This window comes from Stenotrophomonas sp. P5_B8, assembly GCF_054049855.1.
On sequence record NZ_JBFULO010000394.1, the window covers coordinates 1 to 3578 of the forward strand.

The window sequence follows — 3578 nt, forward strand, 5'->3', positions numbered from 1 at the left end:
GGTCTGGGTAGGCGACACCGGTCAGACGGTTGAGCAGGTCGTAGTGATAGGTCGTGGTCACTCCCCGCGCGTCGGTGGCGGTCTTGCGATTGCCGGCCGAGTCCGAGGTGAAGCTGCTCGCACCACTATCCGGGCTGACTTGGCCGGTGAGGTCACCAAAGCCGTTATAGGCGTAGGTGGTATGCAGGCCCTTGGGGTCCGTGACCTGGGTGATTTGATCCAGCGCGTTGTACTGCGAGCGGATCTCCGCAGCTACACCGCCGACGTCCTGCAATGTGCGCGCAAGGCGGTTCAGCGAATCGTACTGCTGGCTGCTCACCCGGCTTAATGCATCTGTGGCCGTTTGCGGGTTGCCATCCGCATCGTAGGTGAAGGCGGTGGCGTGATTGCCCGCGTCCTTCAGCGTGGTGAGCTGTCCCAGCGTGTTGTAGACGCGGGCAAGGGTGCGCCGCAACGTGCCGCCGGAGTCCAGCGTGTCTTCCTTGACGCGGTTGCCGGCGTTATCCAGCGTGTAGTGGATGGTGTTACCCGCGCTGTCTTCGATGTCGGTCAGCCGCTGAGCAGCGTCGTAGACATAAGACACGCTGCTCCCATCGGGCTCGGTAACCTGCTGCACAAGCCCGGTCGGCCAGTAGCTCAGCTGGGTCACCCGGTCTGCTGCGGTAGAGGCGCCACGTACGTTTACCGAGGTCGGCCAGCCGCGAGCATGATAGGCGTAGTCCGTGACCACTCCATTGACGTCCTTTGCCGAAAGCGGACGACCAAATGCATCGTAGGCCAGGGTTTCTACCGTCTGCCCCAGCGCATTGGTAACGCTGTGCAGATCGCCCTTGCGGTAAGCGCAGGTGCCATTGGAGGCGCAACCGGCGTCGTCGGCTGCGTAATACGCATAGACGGTTACATCGGCCACATCCGTACGTGGCCCATCGACGCTTTTCAGCAGCCCCTCGGTCGGGCAGCTGCCGGCTGCGGCCAAGTCAGCGGCCTCACAATAGGCGTAGGTCGTGGCGCGCGTCTGCCCGGAAGMCAAATCCTTAAGCGTTATGCTCACTGGCTGTCGGCGGGCGTTGTAAGTGGTTCGGGTCTCTTGTTGACCTATCGTCGTAACGAGAACGGCGTTGGTCTCATTGTCGCGGATGCTCTGCACCACACGCTGCTCAGGCAGGCCTACCGCCTCGGTAACGGTGTGGGTAGCGACCAGCCGACCGGTCACCGCATCGGTGCCCTCGCCGTACGTGTGCTTGGTCTGGACGCCGCGCCGATCCGTATAGGTGTCCAGTCGTCGACGGAAGTCGACGCTGGCATCGTAGTACGTGCGGCTTATCGATCCCTGGGAATCGGAGGTGCCCAACACCTTACGCGGTGGCGCGCTATCGTCGCCGGGCGTCAGGGAGTAGTCGGTCTGATGGCCAAGTGCATCCGTGACCACCGCTCCGCCGTTGGGGCTGTATGCCAACGTCACCCCGTCCGCGCCCCCTGCATGCTGACTCGAAATGACGCGACCGATGGCGTCATAGGTAAACGTGCTGTATCGCTGGCCGTCTTCTGCGGTGATGCCGGTCAGATGCTGGGGGAAGCTGAAGTTTTCGTAGTGATAGGTGCGCACACCGCCACCAGCGTAGGTGACCGTAGCTACTTGGCCTTGCGCGGTATAGGTGTAGCTCGCCTGGGGGACACCCGCGACCAGGACCGAGCTGATCAAGGCCTCATAGTCATTGGACTGATAGACGAACTCCAGCGTGCGACCGCTGCTGTGGATGACGGCTGCGAGTCGTTCACTGTCGTCGTAGACGAACGTCAACGATGTTCCATCCAGGAAGCGCTTTTCAGTCAGCCGGCCTGAGGCGTCGAAGGTCGAAATGGCATCGGACGAATACAGCGTCCAGTTTCCATTCTGGACAAGGCGATCACCGCTGCTGTCGGCTGCCTCGTAGACCTGGCCAATCTTCTTGAAGGCGCGCTGGAACCCATTGCCCTCCACGATGCCGGCCCCGCCGTCGCCATCCAGCGCCAGCTGCGCGCCCAGCGAATGCGTCCAGCCGTAGCCGAAGCCGCCCAGGGACGTGGATATTCCCGAGTGATAGAAACGCGTCAACGCAATCCAGCCCAGATCGAAGTCTTGGGCGATTTCGTATTTCTCACCGGTCTTTACGTCGCAGGGATTGCCGACCGTGCCGTCGCAGGGCGGCTCGTTCGAGGGTGACTTGTTGCCCGCGCTCGGACTCATACCGCTCATGGCACCATTGCCATCGGTGGGGCAGCTTCCGTTCCCGCCGTCCTTGTCGCACTGCGTCGTCTTGGAGGTGATGGTGGCAACGAAATCTTCGTTGACACAGGCTTCGTGCTTGTTGGACCACTGTGTCAGGAGAACCGGGCAGTTCAGACGCCGGGTGCGCGTCAGCATCGCGTCGCTCGAGAACGGAGCGCAGGGAGACTGGGCGGTATTGTCCCCGCCCACGTAGGTCACCTGGTACTCACGATTCTCGATGGTTCCTTCCATATCCGGGGTGACGGCGTACCAGTCGCCCGTGGGCGTGACAGCCGCGCCGGGACAGACGGGGTTGAACGCTTGCACCTCAGCCAAGTAGGCCGCGACCATTGCCTCTTCGGTCGGAAATATCGCTGTGCTGAGATATGACCATTCGGGATCGGAGGGCTGGGATTTTCCCATCCAGTAGGTGATCGACGTATTGCCATCCAAGCCGACCTTCTTGGATTTGATCTTGTCCACGGAGTTCCAGCCAAACTGGAAATCGGGCGGGAAGGGGCTCGGCGCAGGAAGGCTCTTGATGGCCTCCACTGCCTCCTGCTGCGTCTTGTACTGGGTCGAATTTCCACCGGGCTGGGAAATGCGCCAGGTCGTCTTGCTCTCCTGCGCCTCCGCCGAAGCGGGGGTCATGCAACCCATCGCGACCGTTGCCAGCACAATGCACGATAGGTTCCTGATCCGTTGCAACATCCCTGTTCTCCTCTCTGGGCGGATACCGCGCCGGGGAACGAAGGCACGCCGGCTGTCATCGCCCTGTCGCGCCCTACTTCGGATCGTCCCTGTTCCGGAATGTGCGTGCACCACCGCACCGTGCCTTTATCGTTGAAGTTGCTGGCACATTCAAGCTCTATTTCGAGACGCCCATCCCAACTCCGCTCATCATCAATCTCCCCATGGCGGGGCATTGGGGCCTCCTGAGTGGGCGGCCGCGCACTTTTACCCGGGCGCAACTCGCCAGCGCGCTCAAGACCCATCGCCTCGATCGCGAGCTTCGAGCGAGTTACATCTCACTTTCCCGATTGAACAGCATCGCTGACGGCCGCTGATACATAAGTCAACGCGAATTGGCCAACTGCCTTCTCAAGATAGCTTACTTCAGGCAGCCTACGAGGCACTCATTTTGCATCCATTACCAGTCGGTGCCGGTCCCTGAAACTACTTCTTACCCTTCTTGCCCTTGTTAGGGGTTTGACTCAGCGCAGTTCCGCAAGCGAGCGGCAGCAGGCTGCTCTCCGCTTCAGTCATAAGAGCGTCCTGGCAATCATCGGATCTTGTCACGGCACAGTGACCGATGGAGATCTGTCATAGC

Annotated in this window: 1 protein-coding gene; it reads right to left on the reverse strand. The window is 61.1% G+C overall.

Annotated elements, in window-relative coordinates; translation table 11 throughout:
• Positions 1-2959, reverse strand: a 2959-nt coding sequence (locus ACXJKH_RS16955) for a DUF6531 domain-containing protein (protein WP_457321071.1), incomplete at its 3' end; no start/stop codon positions are given.
• Between the last annotated feature and the right edge of the window lie 619 nt (positions 2960-3578).